Source organism: Pseudoxanthomonas sp. PXM01, assembly GCF_014851815.1.
In the GTDB taxonomy this organism is placed as follows: domain Bacteria; phylum Pseudomonadota; class Gammaproteobacteria; order Xanthomonadales; family Xanthomonadaceae; genus Pseudoxanthomonas_A.
This window is the reverse complement of record NZ_JACVAJ010000001.1, coordinates 729,514-743,764: the sequence shown is the minus strand read 5'-3', so window position 1 is coordinate 743,764 and position 14,251 is coordinate 729,514. Positions and strand designations below refer to the sequence as shown.

The window sequence follows — 14,251 nt, the reverse complement described above, 5'->3', positions numbered from 1 at the left end:
CGCTCGCTCCGGCATCACGGTCGCGACTCACGTCGCTCCTACAGGTTTTCATCACATGTCCGATTCCGCCGCCCTCGACAGCTTCCTGGAAAAGTGGCGTATCCGCTGGCCCGAATGGTCGGTCGGGGAGATCTTCGTCGCGCCTGCGCGCCGGGACGTCGCGGTGGCGTGGTTCGCGTTGCTGCAGGAATTCGACGACGTTCTCAACATCAGCGGCGATCCGCTGCCGGCCGATGCCAAGCTGGCATGGTGGAGCGAAGAACTGCGCGGCTGGAGCGGGCAGCGTTCGCGCCATCCGCTTGGGCGCCGGCTGGAGCCGCTGCATGCCCCCTGGACGCAGCTCGCCGACGCTTTGCCGGCCCTGGTGGCCGCGCGGGAGACGCCAGCGTCCGCGGCAGATGCCTTCGCCGCGCTGGCGGGCTACGGCGCCGCGGTCGCGGCGGTGGAAGCCCATGTGCTGGATCGTGCGCCCGACGCGGACGCGGTCATTGCCCAGATGCTCGCTGCGCGCGTGGCCGACATGGGGAGCATTGCGGTGCCGACCACTCTCCGGCAGACGGATGACGCGGCCGCTGTGCAGGCATGGGCGAAGGCGATCCTGCAACGCTGGCAGGCATCGCGGCAGGGCGCGCGCGAGCGTCGTGTCCTGACGGCGTATGCACGGGGCAGACTGGAACGCCTGTCCAGGAAGGGTGTGCCCGCACCGCTGCCGTCGCGCCCCGTTCTGCTGTTCACCGGCTGGCGTGCGGCGCGCGGCGACTGAAGACCGCGCATATCGCTGCGATAGCCACAGGAGTGGCCCGTAACGGACTGTTTCATCGGGAAATTCAGGGGCAGGGCGTACAATTGCGCGGCATCCACTCCCCCCGTGCAATGATCATGGCTCCCTCGCTTCCCGTGGCGCCCCGCGCCGATCTTCCCGATGTCGCCCACCAGCGCGTACCGCTTGCGCGCCCCCTGGACTGGGTGGGCATGGAGAACATCGCGCTGCCGGTCCGCATCGCCGATGGACTGGGCGGGCAGTTGCAGGTGGCGGCCAGCATCGACCTGTCGGTGAACCTGGCCAATCCCGACGCACGCGGTATCCACATGTCGCGCCTGTACCTGCAGCTGCAGGATGGGTTGGCGCGTGAAGCGATCACACCGGCCGGGTTGCGGCACCTGCTGCAGGACGGCGTGGCCTCGCAGGCCGGGTTGGCCACCAGTGCACGGCTGAAGATCCGGTACGACGCGCTCCTGCAGCGCAAGGCGCTGGAAAGCGACTACGCCGGCTGGAAGCGCTATCCGGTCGAAATCGAGGCGACGCTGGTTGATGGACATCTCAACCTGGCACTGTCCTTCGCGGTCGAGTACTCCAGCACGTGCCCGGCGTCCGCCGCGCTGTCGCGACAGGCCAACGCCGAGCGCTTCACCCGTGATTTCGACGCCTCGTCCGCGCTGTCGGTCGATGCCGTGCACGACTGGCTGGCGTCCGAGCGAGGCCTGGCCGCTACGCCACACGCGCAGCGCAGCCGAGCCAGCGTGCGGGTGGAACTGCGTCCGCAGTTCGATGAGTTGCCGCTGGTGCCCTTGGTGGATGCCATCGAAGCCGTACTCGGCACGCCGGTACAGACGGCGGTCAAGCGCGTCGACGAGCAGGCCTTCGCCCGCCTCAACGCCGAGAACCTGATGTTCTGCGAGGACGCCGCCCGTCGCGTGGCGTCCGTGCTGTCCACCGATGCCCGCGTGGCCCGCTACGACGCCACGGTCGCCCATTACGAGAGCCTGCATCCCCACGACGCCGTCGCCCGCGTCAGTGGCAGCAACGACTGAGTCTGCTCGATTAACATTTGACGCAGAAGACACGCTAAGCTCCGCCGCTGACTGCTCGGCGGAATGGATATGGGGAATCCACGGCGCCTGGCCAGAGTCTGGTTGCTCTGGTGCTGCCTGATCGGGTGGGCTCTGCCTGCCACTGCTCAAACCCTCTCGCTGGCTCGGCTGGATGCCGATGCGCCTGCGAGCGAGGTCGTGTCCGGGCAACGGGATGCCGGCTTCGCCGCCGCCCGCGATGGCGTGATCTTCGAACCCGGGTCGTCCCCGCGCTGGTGGCGGGTGACCAGTTCCGTCGACGTGGACGCGGCGCTGCAGCCGCATCTTGTGGTGCGTGCGCCGTACCAGAACCGGGTGGAGCTGTGGACCGGCGATGGTCCGCCGGTCGTACGGCGCCTGTTCGGTGAGGAGGCCGATCTGGCGTTCTCGGCCCGCGCCCTGGCATTCCCGCTACCGGAGGGCCTTCGTGCCGGCCAGCCCCTGTATCTGCGGGTGGTGACCGTGGGCGGCACGCCGATGCCGCTGTCGATCGAACCGCTGCACGAGGTGCACAGGCAGGACCTGGAGCACGTGGCATGGCGTGCGATGGTGCTCGGGGCGATGGGCGTGCTGGCGGTGCTGGCCCTGGGTTTCTGTATCGGGTTGGGCGAGCGCAGTTACGGGTTCCTTGCGCTGACGCTGCTTTCGCAGGCGCTGTTCCTTGCACTTGCGGGTGGCGAACTGCGCAGCGTCGAGATTTTCGGTCATGTGCTCGGGTCGGACCCGCGCATGTCACGGGTGGTCGGCATGCTGGCGGTGATCGCCAGCAACACATTCCTGGCGTTCTACCTGGATCTCGCCACTCGCGGTCTGGCGATCCTGCGTGTGCTGCGTGCATGCAACGTGCTGCTGGGTTGCCTGATCCTCGCGTCGCTGGTCAGCACCAGCCCGCTGGTGCCCAAGGTGGGCAACCTGGTGCTGCTGGTGGCGACGGCGGGTGTGCTGTTCGCCAGCGTGCGCGGCACCCTGCGCAACGAACGGCCGGCCTTCTTCCTGCTGCTTTCGTGGCTGCCGATGATGCTGCTGACCGCGGCGCGGGTGGGCGAACTGCTCGGCTGGTGGGTGGGGCCGGCGTGGCTGATCCATGCGTTCCCGCTCGGGTTTGCGCTGGCAGGCCTGGTACTGACCGTCGGTCTCGCCGACCGCATGCAGCAGCTGCGGCGCGATCGCGATCATGCCAGCCGGCTGGCCGCGCAGGACACGTTGACGGGCGTGCTGTCGCGCACGGCGATCATCGAGCAACTGCAGCGCGAAGTGGACCTGGCGCATGCGCAGGACACGCCGCTGTCGGTGGTGTTCTTCGACATCGACCATTTCAAGCGGATCAACGACGAGCACGGCCACCCCGTGGGTGACCAGAGCCTGCGACTGGTGGCGACGCGTACGCGCGGGAAGCTGCGCAAGCGCGACTTCCTCGGCCGGTACGGCGGCGACGAGATGCTGGTGCTGCTGCCTGACACGACGTTCGACAACGCCCTGGTCGTGGCGGAGCACCTGCGAGCCGCGGTGAACAACCGGCCCCTGACCATCGACGGACGCGTCATCGATACCAGCCTCAGCCTGGGCGTGGCCCAGCTGGCCGCGGGCGAGACGTTCGAACGCCTGCTGGAGCGCGTTGACGTGGCGCTGTACTCCAGCAAATCGGCGGGACGCGATCGCGTCACCGGCGACCTCTTTTCGCAACCAGGAGATGCCTGAGTGGATCCTCAACCCGCCGATGATCGGTTCCCCGTCGACCAGTTGCAGGTCGGCGACCTGCTGCTGATGCTGGGCAAGAGTCAGTTGTCCAAGCTGATCGCCTGGTTCGGCGACAGCCGGTACAGCCATGTGTCGCTGGTGTCGGCGGATGGCCTGCTGATCGAAGGGATCAGGCCCGCGGTGAAGGAGAGCCTGCTGGCGGACCGGTTGGCGCCGGATGGCCCCGTGGTCTTCGTGGACGCTTACCGTTCACTGGCCGCGGATGGCGGTCCGCTGGGTGCCGATGATCGCGCGATCGTGCTCCGTCACGCCCGTTCGCTGATCGGCACCACGTTCGCGCAGGACGACCTGGTGACGATCGGTCTGCTGGTCGCCCTGCGAGGAAAGCCGCGGCATCTGCCCGTGTGGTTGCGCTGGTTGATCCGGGAAGCCACCGAGCACGCGATCCGCGCCGATTCGGACCGGATGCTGTGCAGCGAGTTCGCGTACCGTGCCTTCGCCGATGCGGACACGACACCCGCACGCCGCCTGGCGCGCCCCATCGTGCCCGGCGAACCCAGCGACCTGCCGTTCCCCGATGTCGACTACGCCAAACTGCAGGAAGAAGTGCGCGAGATGCTGAAGCCGAAACACAAGGTGCTTGAGCAGAACGCGATTGGCGCCGAAGCGCTCGCGGGATCGGCGCCCGTGTGGGACACCATCGATGCCCTGGAACTGGATGACGACGCGCTGGAGGCTTCGATCACCGCGCTGCGTGCGCAGGTCGGTCTGGCCGCGCCGCACCACGCCGATGTGGCAAATGCGGCCGAGGGTCTGTTGGGCGCGGCATGGCCGGAGCGTGGTCCGCCGAACCCCAAGCTCGTCCGCCCACGCGACCTGGCAGACAGCCCAGCCAGCCAGTTCCTCGGGCGACTCTGAACGAAACCGTGTGCGGCTACTTCCCGCGTTCGAGAACGAGCAGCGGGTCGATGCGGGTATCGAACCGCGCCATCGGGATCTTCGAGAGGGATAAAGCCGAGCGCGTCGCAACGCGCCCGGATGGCGAACGGTGGTCGGTCACTTGCCGCGTTCGAGAACGAGCAGGGGGTCGATACGGGTATCGAACCGCGCCACCGGGAGCTTCGAGAGGTATAGAGCTGACCGCGTCGCAACGCGCCCGGATGGCGAACGGTGGTCGGTCACTTGCCGCGTTCCAGAACGAGCAGGGGGTCGATGCGGGTATCGAACCGCGCCACCGGGATCTTCGAAAGGGATAACGCCGAGCGCGTCGCAACGCGCCCGGGGGTGAACCGTGTGCGTTTACTTGCCGCGTTCCAGAACGAGCAGGGGGTCGATGCGGGTATCGAACCAGTTCATCCCCCAATGCAGATGCGGCCCCGTCGCACGCCCGGTCGCACCCACGGCGCCGATCACCTGGCCGGGCTCGACGCGGTCGCCGACCTTCACGTCGATGCGCGACAGGTGGAGGAAGTTGGAACTGACGCCATGGCCGTGGTCGAGCAGCAGGGTGCCGCCGGTGAGATAGAGGTCGGGCGATGCGAAGGTCACGATGCCGCCCGCAGGCGCCTTGACCGGCGTGCCGGTCGGCGCTGCGATATCCATGCCGGAATGGCCGGCGCCGGGCTGACCGTTGTAGACGCGCGCATTGCCGAAGCGGCCGCTGATGCGGCCCTGCACGGGCCACTGGAACGGCAGGGCGAAGTCGGCGCGCTCGTCGTCGCGACCGCGTGCGGCGGTGACCAGCGCCTGTTCGCGCTGGATACGTGCGGCGATCTCGGGCGGCGGATTGACGGTCTTCGGCGGCACGCCGTTGACGCGTTCGACCGGCCAGTCGCGCGGGGAGACCGCGATGCTGACGGATTCCGCACGCCCCGACGGCGTGGTGACATCGACCTTCAGCGGGCCTGCTTCGTCACGGCCCACGCCGAACGCCACGGTACCGTAGCCGGTCGTACGCAGCAGGCGGTCGCGGTAACGCACCTGGCTGCCCGCCGGCACCTTGCCGAACACCAGCGCGCCCTGCGACACACTGGTGGGGAACACGACGCGTTCTTCCTGCGACACCGGTAGGGCGGACACCGCATCCTGCGCGGCAACCAGCGGAATCCATCCAGCACAGACAGCGGCGAGCAGTGCCGCGACCGCCAGCTTCAACGTGCGAACTCCAGGCGCTGGCCATTGGGCGTGCCGACCAGATGCTCACCGTTCCAGACCATGCGCCCGTTGACCCAGGTGGCGCCGATGCGCGAACGGAAGCTGCGGCCCTCGAACGGCGACCAGCCCACCTTCGACAGCACGTCCTCGCGTTTCACGTTGAAGGGCTCGTCGTCGATCAGCACGAGGTCGGCGAAATAGCCTTCGCGCAGGTAGCCGCGCTCCTTCACGTCGAACAGCTGCGCCGGCGCGTGGGCGAACTTCTGCACAACGCGGGTGACGTCCATGCGCTGCTCGTGCACCAGTTCCAGTGCGGCCACGAGTGCGTACTGCACCAGCGGCAGCCCCGAAGGCGCCTGAACGTACGGCTTTTCCTTCTCTTCCAGCGTGTGCGGCGCGTGGTCCGTTGCCAGCACGTCGACGATGTCGTCCACCAGCGCCCGGATCAGCGCCTCGCGGTCGCTGGCGTCCTTGATCGCGGGGTTGCACTTGATCAGGTTGCCCAGCGCGGCATAGTCCGCGCGATCGAAGCGCAGGAAGTGGATGCAGGTCTCCGCGGTGATCTTCTTGCGCGTGCCGTCGGCGGCGATCAGCGGGCCGGGCGTGAACAGCGCCAGCTCGTCGGCGGTGGAGATGTGCAGTACGTGCAGGCGGGTACCGTGCTTGCGCGCCAGCGACATCGCCAGGCGCGTCGACTTGATGCAGGCCTCGCGGCTGCGGATGTCGGGATGGTGTTCCGCGCTCAACGCATCGCCGTACTTGGCCTGGAAGGCGGCCAGGTTGGCGTCGATGGTCGGCGTGTCTTCGCAGTGGGTGATGATGGGCGTGGGCGCTTCGCGGAAGATCGCATCCAGCGTTTCCGGGTTGTCGACCAGCATGTTGCCGGTCGATGCGCCCATGAACACCTTGATGCCCGGCGCCGTCTTCGGGTCCAGTGTGCGGATCGCCTCGAGGTTGTCGTTGCTGGCCCCCATGTAGAAGCCGTAGTTGCCCCAGGCGCGTCCCTTGGCGCGCTGGTACTTGTCCTCCAGCGCGGCGGCGTCGAGCGTCGGCGGGCTGGTGTTGGGCATGTCCATGAACGTGGTCAGGCCGCCGGCCACGGCGGCGGCGGACTCCGTGGCCATGTCGCCCTTGTGCGGCATGCCCGGTTCGCGGAAGTGGACCTGGTCGTCGATCATCCCCGGCAGCAGCCAGCGCCCTGCGGCGTCGATGACGGCGTCGTCACCCTGCGGACGGATCTCGGCGGCGATCCGGGCGATGCGCCCGTTCTCGATGCGCAGGTCACCCTCGGTGACGCGGCCTTCATTGACCAGACGGGCGTTGACGATGACGGTAGCGGGCATCAGGGGTTCCTGGAGGGGCAGGGGGAGGAAGGGCGCTCGTGGTCGCACGACGGTACAGGATCGTATCCGCCGGGGTGCAGGGGATGGCAGCGGCCGATCCGGCGGGCCGCCAGCCAGCCGCCCTTCAGCGGGCCGAACCGGCCGATCGCCTCCATGGCGTACTCCGAGCACGACGGCACGAAGCGGCAGCGCGGTCCCAGCAGCGGGCTGATGAAGCGCTTGTAGCCCTTCAGCAGCAGGATGAGCAGGCGGGCGAGCATGGCCCGATGATACCGCGTCGGGTTGCCGCTGCCTCCCGGGTAGGCTATAAAAGCGCGCTTTCCCGATGCTCGGGAAGAACAAGGAAGCGCTGTTCGTGGCTGCAAAGAAACCTGCGAAGAAGGCCGCCAAGGCCGCCAAGAAACCCGCTCAGACCGTCGCCAAGAAGCCTGTCGCGAAGAAGGCTGTCGCCAAGAAACCGGCCCCCAAGCCGGTAGCGAAGAAAGCGGCCCCCAAGCCTGTCGCCAAGAAAGCGGCCGCCAAGAAGGCCGCACCGGCCAAGAAGGCAGCCCCGGCGAAGAAGCCGGCGGCCAAGCCCGCGGCGAAGCAGGCGGCACCGGTCAAGAAGGCGGTCGCCAAGGCGACCAAGCCCGCAGTCGCCAAGAAACCCGCGCCCGCGCCGGCCACCAAGGCGGCGCCGGTGAAGGCACCGGCCAAGGCCGCGAAGCCCGCTCCCACCTCCGCACCGAAGCCTGCTGCCAAGCAGGCTCCGGCAAAGTCCGCCCCCACCGCGGCTGCGACCAAGACTCCAGTGCCTGCACCCGCCCCCAAGGCGGCTGCCCAGGCTCCGGCGCCCGCCGCCAAGGTTCCGTCCCCCCCGAAGCCTGTGCCAGCCCCGAAACCGAATACCAAGAACGCCAAAGCCTCCACCGCCGTCGAAGCGCCCGTGAGCCCCCGTCCCGCCGTTGCCCGCCCCGTGGGCAAGGTCGCGGTCGCCGTGGCCGCCCGCCCTGCGGCGCCGGTCGTGCGCGGCAAGGTGAAAGAAGTGCCTTACAAGACCGATGAAGCCACCGGCCGTCCGATCGTGCCGACCGGCTACAAGCCCTCGTCCGACGAGGAGTACATGAGCCCCCTGCAGCTCGAGTACTTCCGCCAGCGCCTGCTCAACTGGCGTGCCGACCTGGTCGAGGAATCCAAGCAGACCATCGAGAACCTCAAGGACGAAGTCCGCGACATCGGCGACGAAGCCGAGCGCGCGACCCGCGAAACCGAGAACTCGCTGGAACTGCGTACCCGCGACCGCTACCGCAAGCTGATCGGCAAGATCGACAGCACGCTCAAGCGCCTGGAGGGTGGTGACTACGGTTACTGCGTCGACACCGGTGAAGAGATCGGCCTGGACCGCCTGGAAGCGCGCCTGACCGCCGAGCGCACCATCGACGCGCAGGAGCGTTGGGAGCACCTGCAGAAGCAGCAGGGCGACTGAGCCGCCGACGCGCATCGCAAAACCCCGCTCCGGCGGGGTTTTGTGTCTCTGGAGTCTGTTGCACAGGAGCGCATATGCAGCACGAAGACTTCATGCGCCAGGCCGTGGCGCTGGCCCGAACCAACATCGCCGAAGGCGGCCGTCCGTTCGGTGCAGTCGTGGTCAGAGGAGGCGAGGTGGTTGCCCGCGCGGCCAACGGCATCCATCGTGACCACGACCCGACCGCGCACGCGGAGTTGCTGGCGATCCGCGATGCGGCGCACCGGCTCGGCGCCCCGCGGCTGGAAGGGTGCGTGGTCTACGCCAGCGGCCATCCGTGTCCGATGTGCCTGGCCGCGATGCACCTGTGCGGCATCTCGCAGGCCTGGTACGCCTATGGCAACGAGGACGGCGAGCCCTACGGCTTGTCCACCGCCGAGGTGTATCGCGAGATGGCACGGGCACCGGCGGAGCATTTGACGCTGCGGCTCGGTGCGCTCAGACCCGAAGGCGAGCAGGGCCTGTACGACGAATGGGCCGCGCGGCGCTGACGCCGCGCAGCGACACCCTCACTGCAGCTCGCGCAGGTCCAGCCGGCGCAGGCGCGGGGCCTTCCACGCGGTCACGCCGGCGACCGAGAGGATCGCGAAGCCGCCCAGGATCACCGTCGGCACCAGCCCCAGCAGCTTGGCCATCGTGCCGGCGTAGAACGCGCCCAGTTCGTTCGACGAACTGACGAAGATGCCGTTGATCGAGGAGACGCGCCCGCGCATTTCGTCCGGCGTGGACAGCTGCAGGATGGTCGAACGCACCACCACCGACACGCCGTCGCACATGCCGTAGAACAGCAGGATGACGGCCGACAGCCAGAAGCTGCGCGACAGGCCGAACGCGATGACCGCCAGGCCGAAGCCGGCCACCGCGAACAGCAGCACACGGCCTGCATTCTTCTGCAGCGGATGACGTGCCAGCCACAGGCCGACGCAGACCGACCCGGCCGCCGGTGCCGCGCGCAGGATGCCGAGGCCTTCCGGTCCGTAATGCAGGATGTCGTGGATGAAGGCCGGCAGCATCGCCACCACGCCGCCCAGCAGGACGGAAAACATGTCCAGCGCCATTGCGCCGAGCATGATCTGGTTGTTCAACACGAAACGCGCGCCCTGCGCGATGCTGGCGAACACGGGCAGGCTTACTGCCGGCGGTCCTGGCTCTTCCACGCGCAGGCGCGCCAGCACGGTAGCCGCCAGCAGCGCGAAGACCACTGCCATCGCGTACGACAGTGTTTTGCCGCCGAAGCCGACCAACAGACCACCCAGTGCCGGCCCGGTGACCAGTGCGGCCTGGAAGATCACGCTGCCCAGGCCTGCCGCACGCACGAAGTCTTCGCGCGGCAATACTTTTGCGAACAACGCGTTGTAGACCGGACTGAGGAAGGAGCGCGCCATGCCGGTCAGCGCGATGGCGGCGTAGATCGGCCACGTCCCGTGGAACGGTAGCCAGCCCGCGGAGACCGCCACCAGGATCACGGCGGTGGTCGCCAGCGCAGTACAGGCCACGATGCCGACGCGACGCCGCGGCAGGTGATCGACCAGGTAGCCGGCGAACGGCGCGACGCAGAAGAACGGCAGCACTTCCGCCAGGCCGACCAGCCCCAGCGAGAACGTGTCACGGGTCAGTTCGTAGATATGCCAGCCGACCGTGACCGCGACGATCTGGTACGACAGCAGGGCGCAGATGCGGTATGCCAGCACCGCCGCATAGCCGCGGTTGCGGAGCAGCGAGAACGCAGAGGTCGTACCGCTTGCGCTCACGTCGCGTTCGCGGCCGTCTCGCGGATGAAGGCCAGCAGGGAGGCCAGGCCGTTGCTGCGGGTGGGCGAGAGGTGCTTGGCCAGGCCGATGTCGGCGATGTAGTCCGGCGATGTGGCGAGGATCTCGGCCGCCGGGCGACCGGCGTACACGCGCAGGGCCAGGAAGATCAGCCCGGACACGATGGCCGAGTCACTGACGGCATGGAAATCGAGCTTGGACGCATCGCCCTCGGGGACGATCCAGACCATCGACTGGCAACCGAGCAGGCGGTGCTCCTCGCGCTTCCACTCATCGGGGAAGGCGGGCAGCTTGCGGCCCAGGTCGATCAGGTACTGATAGCGTTCGGACCAGTCGCTGAAGAAGGCGAACTCGTCCTTGATGGCCGCCTGCGCATCGGCGGCGGTTGGTTCTAGCGGGAAGATCGTGTCGGTCATGGGGCTTTCTATCATTCTCTGAAGCCCCTCTCCCGTCGGGAGAGGGGTTGGGGAGAGGGTGCGGCGAGGTCCATTCAGCACCGGCATCCAGACTTCGCCGAACCCTCATCCGGCGCTTCGCGCCACCTTCTCCCGGGGGGAGAAGGGAAGGGAGGGCGTCACGCCCGCTTCCAGCGTACGCCCTGGGGCGTGTCTTCCAGCAGGATGCCCTCGGCCGCCAGCTGGTCGCGGATGGCGTCGGAGCGGGCGAAGTCGCGGGACTTCTTCGCCGCTGTGCGCTCGTCGATCAGCGTCTGGATACGGGTATCGTCGTCGGACGAGGTGCCGCGACCGAACCACTCGGCCGGATCCTGCTGCAGCAGGCCCAACACGCGGCCGGCGCCGATCAGTTCGCTCTTGAGCCGTTGCTTGTCCGCGTCGTTCGAGGCCTTGCGGGCCTCGGCGGCGATACGGGCGACTTCGGCCAGTGCTTGCGGCGTGTTGAGGTCGTCGTCCAGCGTGTCTTCGATGACCTGCGGCGTGACGGCGGCGGCATCGATGTCGCCCAGATCGCGCAGCGTGCCGTACAGCCGGTCCAGCGTGTTCTTCGACTGCTCCACCAGTGCTTCGGACCAGTCCAGCGGCTGCCGGTAGTGGGCCGAGAGCAGGGCGTAGCGCAGCGCTTCCGGCGGATGCTGCTGCAGCAGGTCGTGGACCTTCTCGATATTGCCCAGCGACTTGCTCATCTTGGCGCCGCCGAAGTTGAGCATGCCGTTGTGCACCCAGAAGCGGGCGAACGTCTTGTGCGAGCCGTCGGCGTGCTTGTGCGCGCATTCGCTCTGCGCCACTTCGTTCTCGTGGTGCGGGAACTGCAGGTCCACGCCGCCGGCATGGATGTCGATGGTCTCGCCCAGATGGGCCGCGGCCATCGCCGAGCATTCGATATGCCAGCCCGGACGACCGATGCCCCAGGGCGACTCCCAGCCCGGCAGGTCCGGCGTGGACGGCTTCCACAGCACGAAATCGCCCGGGTCGCGCTTGTACGGGGCGACTTCGACACGGGCGCCGGCCAGCATTTCCTCGGGGTCGCGACGCGACAGCTTGCCGTATTCGGCGAAGCTGCCGACGGAGAACAGCACATGGCCTTCGGCCGCATACGCATGCCCGCCGGCGATCAACTGCTCGATCATCGCGACGATCTGGCCGATATGGTCGGTGGCGGCCGGCTCGATGTCCGGGGCAAACTCGCCGGTCACGCCCAGGCCCGCCATGTCCTCGCGGTAGGCGGCGGCGTAGCGGTCGGTGATGGCCGAGATGGCCACGCCCAGTTCCTTGGCCGCCGCATTGATCTTGTCGTCCACGTCGGTGATGTTGCGGGCGTAGCGCAACTGGCCGAAGCGCCGGCGCAGCAGGGCCGCCAGCACGCCGAACACGACCGGGCCGCGCGCGTTGCCGATGTGGACGTAGTTGTAGACGGTGGGCCCGCAGACGTACATCGTGGGGATCGGGCCAAGGGGTGCGAAGTCCTCGACCCGGCGGGTGAGGTTGTTGTGCAGGCGCAGGGTCATGGGGACAGGGCAGGGGAGAGCCGTGGAATTCTACCGCCTGCGCCGTGCGCGAGGGTCTTGCGAGGTCCCGGGCGGCCGATGTTCAGCCTCACTCAAGGCGTGATTCTTACACTGGGGCCCCTGGATACCGCTTGCAGGCCACATGCCCCGCCTCCGTACCGCCCTTCTCCTGTCCTGTTGCCTGCTCGCCGCCCCGGTCGTTGCGCAGGAACGGGTGATCCCGACGGAGAACGTTCGTCTGGACTATGCGCAGGTGCTGGGCGTGGAGCCGGTGTACCAGACCCTGCGGGCGACCCGCACCGAGCAGCGTTGCGATGAAGTGCCCGCATCCAAGACTGAAGCCGCTGCACCGGAAGCAAAGGACGAGGGGCGCTGGAGCCGGATGGTCAGTTCGGTGCGGGGCTGGTTCGGCGGCGATGACGAGCCGGCGCAGACGCCTCCGGTGACGCTGCCCGCGGTCAAGGTCAATTGCCGCGTCGTGCCCATCGAGCGCGAGTTCCAGCGTCCCATCGCCTACGACGTGGACTACATCTACAAGGGCGTGAAGTACCGCTCGCGGCTGGCCGAGGATCCCGGCAACCGCCTGCGCATCCGCATTTCCGTGGTGCCCTACGTGGCGCCCGTCCAGCCGACCGCCAGCGGTCCCTGATTCGTGCACGGTTGCACACGCAACCGAATCCGTCCTTGCGCTGCGCCGCAGCACATGCGAGCATTCGCGCCCATGAAGATGAACGCACACGCCCATGCTGACAGCGCGGCCTCTCAGGCCTCGAGCATGACGTCGCGTGCGCGTCGACCGGAATCCTGCATCTAGCTGGGTACCCCGGACGTCGTCGTTTGTTCACCGGAACCCAGCCAGAGGCTGGGTTTTTTCGTTTCTGAAGCCCGTTTTGCCACATTCCCGAAACCAGGATGCCGTAATGAAGCACTTCTTGAACACGCAGGACTGGAGCCGCAGCGACCTCGACGCGCTGCTGACGCAGGCTGCCCTCTACAAGCAGAACAAGCTGGGCGACGCGCTGAAGGGCAAGTCCATCGCGCTGGTGTTCTTCAACCCGTCCATGCGCACCCGCACCAGCTTCGAGCTGGGCGCGTTCCAGCTGGGCGGGCATGCGGTGGTGCTGCAGCCGGGCAAGGATGCGTGGCCGATCGAGTTCAACCTGGGTACGGTGATGGATGGCGACACCGAAGAGCACATCGCCGAGGTGGCGAAGGTGCTGGGCCGTTACGTCGACCTGATCGGTGTGCGCGCGTTCCCGAAGTTCGTCGACTGGGCCTACGACCGCGAGGACATCGTGCTGAAGTCGTTCGCCAAGTACTCGCCGGTGCCGGTGATCAACATGGAGACCATCACCCATCCCTGCCAGGAGCTGGCGCATGCCCTGGCACTGCAGGAGCACTTCGGTACGTCCGACCTGCGCGGCAAGAAGTACGTGCTCACCTGGACCTACCACCCGAAGCCGCTGAACACCGCCGTGGCCAATTCGGCACTGACCATCGCCACGCGCATGGGCATGGACGTGACCCTGCTGTGCCCGACGCCGGACTACGTGCTGGATGAGCGCTACATGGGCTGGGCCGAGCAGAACGTCGCCGAGAGCGGTGGTTCGCTGCAGGTCAGCCACGACATCGACAGCGCCTATGCCGGCGCGGACGTCGTCTACGCCAAGAGCTGGGGCGCGCTGCCGTTCTTCGGCAACTGGGAGCCCGAGAAGCCGATCCGCGACCAGTACAAGCACTTCATCGTCGACGAGCGGAAGATGGCGCTGACCAACAACGGCGTCTTCAGTCACTGCCTGCCGTTGCGCCGCAACGTCAAGGCGACCGATGGCGTCATGGATTCGCCGCAGTGCATCGCCATCGACGAAGCCGAGAACCGACTGCACGTGCAGAAGGCCATCATGGCGGCATTGATCAAATAGGGCGGGCCCAGGCCCGCCGCTTCGACACCGACACCACACCATCACGG

At 67.7% G+C, this 14,251-nt stretch carries 14 protein-coding genes; 8 read left to right on the top strand and 6 right to left on the bottom strand.

The annotated features are described in order from the left end of the window. The first annotated feature begins 55 nt into the window (after window positions 1-55). From IB230_RS03370 to IB230_RS03355, 4 genes are all read left to right on the top strand, one after another. Window positions 56-763: a squalene/phytoene synthase family protein gene (locus IB230_RS03370; protein WP_192268731.1), complete on the top strand. Its 708-nt coding sequence runs from the start codon at window positions 56-58 to the stop codon at window positions 761-763. A 116-nt stretch (window positions 764-879) separates the two neighbouring features. Next, on the top strand, window positions 880-1,812 hold the full coding sequence (gene folE2, locus IB230_RS03365) for a GTP cyclohydrolase FolE2 (RefSeq protein ID WP_225589157.1): 933 nt from the start codon (window positions 880-882) through the stop codon (window positions 1,810-1,812). A gap of 198 nt (window positions 1,813-2,010) precedes the next feature. Further along, window positions 2,011-3,549 (top strand): GGDEF domain-containing protein, encoded by a 1,539-nt coding sequence (locus tag IB230_RS03360; RefSeq protein WP_192268727.1) that lies wholly within the window; start codon window positions 2,011-2,013, stop codon window positions 3,547-3,549. Next, window positions 3,550-4,467, top strand: a complete 918-nt coding sequence (locus IB230_RS03355; protein ID WP_192268725.1) for a hypothetical protein — start codon at window positions 3,550-3,552, stop codon at window positions 4,465-4,467. Between the two features lie 381 nt (window positions 4,468-4,848). On the opposite strand, the gene IB230_RS03350 is transcribed toward IB230_RS03355, so the two are convergent. The 3 genes from IB230_RS03350 to yidD are packed head-to-tail and all read right to left on the bottom strand — an operon-like array spanning window position 4,849 to window position 7,306. Next, window positions 4,849-5,655, bottom strand: coding sequence for a M23 family metallopeptidase (locus IB230_RS03350; protein ID WP_343227281.1), 807 nt, complete (start codon window positions 5,653-5,655; stop codon window positions 4,849-4,851). Window positions 5,656-5,699: 44 nt separating this feature from the next. Continuing rightward, the gene (locus IB230_RS03345) at window positions 5,700-7,046 is read right to left on the bottom strand and encodes a dihydroorotase (RefSeq protein ID WP_192268723.1); all 1,347 of its coding nucleotides are present in this window, start codon (window positions 7,044-7,046) and stop codon (window positions 5,700-5,702) included. Then, a complete protein-coding gene (gene yidD / locus IB230_RS03340) occupies window positions 7,046-7,306 on the bottom strand; it encodes a membrane protein insertion efficiency factor YidD (RefSeq protein WP_192268721.1) in 261 nt (86 codons plus the stop codon). The genes IB230_RS03345 and yidD overlap by 1 nt, the downstream gene beginning before the upstream one ends. Before the next feature lie 95 nt (window positions 7,307-7,401). Here yidD and dksA point away from each other — a divergent pair, with 95 nt between their 5' ends. Continuing rightward, window positions 7,402-8,511 (top strand): RNA polymerase-binding protein DksA, encoded by a 1,110-nt coding sequence (dksA, locus tag IB230_RS03335; protein WP_192271244.1) that lies wholly within the window; start codon window positions 7,402-7,404, stop codon window positions 8,509-8,511. Window positions 8,512-8,585: 74 nt separating this feature from the next. Next, the gene (locus IB230_RS03330) at window positions 8,586-9,041 is read left to right on the top strand and encodes a nucleoside deaminase (RefSeq protein ID WP_192268719.1); all 456 of its coding nucleotides are present in this window, start codon (window positions 8,586-8,588) and stop codon (window positions 9,039-9,041) included. Window positions 9,042-9,059: 18 nt separating this feature from the next. Here the strand turns inward: IB230_RS03330 and IB230_RS03325 are convergent, their stop codons facing one another. The 3 genes from IB230_RS03325 to cysS form a co-directional block, all read right to left on the bottom strand. Then, window positions 9,060-10,301 (bottom strand): MFS transporter, encoded by a 1,242-nt coding sequence (locus IB230_RS03325; protein ID WP_192268717.1) that lies wholly within the window; start codon window positions 10,299-10,301, stop codon window positions 9,060-9,062. Next, on the bottom strand, window positions 10,298-10,735 hold the full coding sequence (locus IB230_RS03320; protein WP_192268715.1) for a SufE family protein: 438 nt from the start codon (window positions 10,733-10,735) through the stop codon (window positions 10,298-10,300). Before IB230_RS03320 ends, IB230_RS03325 begins: the two co-directional genes overlap by 4 nt. A gap of 158 nt (window positions 10,736-10,893) precedes the next feature. Beyond that, window positions 10,894-12,282, bottom strand: a complete 1,389-nt coding sequence (gene cysS, locus IB230_RS03315; RefSeq protein ID WP_192268713.1) for a cysteine--tRNA ligase — start codon at window positions 12,280-12,282, stop codon at window positions 10,894-10,896. Between the two features lie 142 nt (window positions 12,283-12,424). Here cysS and IB230_RS03310 point away from each other — a divergent pair, with 142 nt between their 5' ends. After that, on the top strand, window positions 12,425-12,931 hold the full coding sequence (locus tag IB230_RS03310) for a hypothetical protein (RefSeq protein ID WP_192268711.1): 507 nt from the start codon (window positions 12,425-12,427) through the stop codon (window positions 12,929-12,931). 271 nt (window positions 12,932-13,202) lie between these two features. After that, window positions 13,203-14,204 (top strand): N-acetylornithine carbamoyltransferase, encoded by a 1,002-nt coding sequence (locus tag IB230_RS03305; protein WP_192268709.1) that lies wholly within the window; start codon window positions 13,203-13,205, stop codon window positions 14,202-14,204. The last annotated feature ends 47 nt before the right edge of the window (window positions 14,205-14,251 follow it).

Bases quoted from the DNA above. Each gene is read 5' to 3' on its own strand.
- IB230_RS03370 (WP_192268731.1), top strand. From the start codon at position 56: ATGTCCGATTCCGCCGCCCTCGACAGCTTCCTGGAAAAGTGGCGTATC.
- folE2 (WP_225589157.1), top strand. From the start codon at position 880: ATGGCTCCCTCGCTTCCCGTGGCGCCCCGCGCCGATCTTCCCGATGTC.
- IB230_RS03345 (WP_192268723.1), bottom strand. From the start codon at position 7,046: ATGCCCGCTACCGTCATCGTCAACGCCCGTCTGGTCAATGAAGGCCGC.
- yidD (WP_192268721.1), bottom strand. From the start codon at position 7,306: ATGCTCGCCCGCCTGCTCATCCTGCTGCTGAAGGGCTACAAGCGCTTC.
- IB230_RS03330 (WP_192268719.1), top strand. From the start codon at position 8,586: ATGCAGCACGAAGACTTCATGCGCCAGGCCGTGGCGCTGGCCCGAACC.
- IB230_RS03320 (WP_192268715.1), bottom strand. From the start codon at position 10,735: ATGACCGACACGATCTTCCCGCTAGAACCAACCGCCGCCGATGCGCAG.
- cysS (WP_192268713.1), bottom strand. From the start codon at position 12,282: ATGACCCTGCGCCTGCACAACAACCTCACCCGCCGGGTCGAGGACTTC.
- IB230_RS03310 (WP_192268711.1), top strand. From the start codon at position 12,425: ATGCCCCGCCTCCGTACCGCCCTTCTCCTGTCCTGTTGCCTGCTCGCC.
- IB230_RS03305 (WP_192268709.1), top strand. From the start codon at position 13,203: ATGAAGCACTTCTTGAACACGCAGGACTGGAGCCGCAGCGACCTCGAC.